The organism is Pandoraea sp. PE-S2R-1, assembly GCF_002179865.1.
Classification (GTDB): domain Bacteria; phylum Pseudomonadota; class Gammaproteobacteria; order Burkholderiales; family Burkholderiaceae; genus Pandoraea.
On record NZ_NGUR01000021.1, the window covers coordinates 1 to 1,517 of the forward strand.

The window sequence follows — 1,517 nt, forward strand, 5'->3', positions numbered from 1 at the left end:
TGTGGCCTCGACTTCGTGGCGTACAGATTCAAGATAGTGGCTTCCTGGGACAAGTGTTATCCAAAAAGCGAAATCCTTGAGGAGAATGTGTCATGCCGTTTGAGTCGACCTATTTAAGGCACGCATATTCAGGCTTTGAGCCCTCACACGCCTTCGATATTGTCTATGGTGCAAGTTTTGAGCATCGTCTTCTGTCGTCGCAGCGCGCGAACATGGAGCACGAGCGTCTGACGCTTGGCGAGATCAGACTCGAAGCAGGCCGCTATGACTTTCCCGTCGTCGCGCGGGGCAGCATGCCGCGCGATGCGCTCTGCATTGGTTTCATGGCAGAAGGCAGTGACGTCACCCGCTACAACACTGTCTCGATCGGGCCGGACGATATCCAGATTTACCCGGCAGGCGTGGAACTTCTTTACCATGCCTGCGCATCCTCACGTTGGGTCAACTTCACGATCCCGGAAGAGCGCCTGCAGGAAGCCGCGCTTGCTCGAACCGGCCGGCCGCTAGCGTTGCCGGGACCGGCGGCCAGTTCGGTGCGCCTTCGACGCGGTGGCCGCATTGCGCTGACATGTCTGGCCAACGATGCAATGAGCATCGCGAAGTCGCTGGAACTCACGGGTGGTATCACTGCGGAACTGGCGACCGAAATGTGTCAGTCGCTGGTAACCGGATACGTCGATGCACTGATCGGTGCGATGCCGGCTTGCGGGGCGGAAGCTTCGGTCACCGAACAACGCCATCATCATCTGATCATGGCGTGCGAGCGTCTTGCCCTGTCTGACGGAACTGATCTAACGCTTTCGGAGATTGCCAAACGGAGCGGCTACAGTCCACGCGCGCTCCAGCTGATTTTTCGTCGCAGCGTGGGCATGACACCGGGAAGGTGGTTCCTGAACGTACGACTGAATGGCGCGTTACGCGACCTGCTGGTCGCGGGGCCGACGTGTACCGTATCCGAGGTCGCGTTCAAATGGGGCTTTCGCCACATGTCGCGGTTCTCCGAGCAGTATCACAAGGTCTTCGGGGAATTGCCGGGCAGGACGTTAAGCCGTTCGCGCGACCGGCCCGGGTGCGGCCGTTGAGGCGCTGGCATGGCGCGACCGCCTGCTTGCCCTCATCGAGCCGGCATGACCTCACGATCCCTTTCGCAAGAATTTCGCTTTTCGGATACCGCTTCTGCCAGCTTCAGACTACGTTATCAATAGACAAGGACCGCCGGTGGTCGCTGAGACGACACCGTCGGAGCGGCCGGCGCTTGCAGCGCCCGGAACCACATCGGTTTGGAATGTTGCATGGAAAACGCTGATGTACTCAGTGGTCGCGCTTGTTGTTCACTACCTGGAGCGGCTCTATGAATATGAATATTGGAAAGACACTTCTGGCTTGCTGGCAGCTAACTCGTGGCTCTGGGCGGACATAAGCTGGCCTCGTTTCTGGGCGATCCAGATCCTGCTGGCCACCCTGATCACCATGTATTGCGTGATCGCCGAGCTTTCTCGCGTCATCGGACGCGAAAG

The 1,517-nt window shown here is 58.7% G+C and carries 1 protein-coding gene and 1 pseudogene; both read left to right on the top strand.

The window, feature by feature from the left end:
- The first annotated feature begins 92 nt into the window (after positions 1-92).
- Entirely contained in the window at positions 93-1,082 is a 990-nt protein-coding gene (locus CDV44_RS26850; RefSeq protein WP_087691668.1) for a helix-turn-helix transcriptional regulator, read from the top strand.
- A 223-nt stretch (positions 1,083-1,305) separates the two neighbouring features.
- Positions 1,306-1,517 (top strand): annotated as a pseudogene (locus tag CDV44_RS26855) (hypothetical protein); the annotation flags it as partial.

What these genes read in the sequence shown, in the direction of transcription:
- CDV44_RS26850 (WP_087691668.1), top strand. Translation starts at nt 93, where the DNA reads ATGCCGTTTGAGTCGACCTATTTAAGGCACGCATATTCAGGCTTTGAG.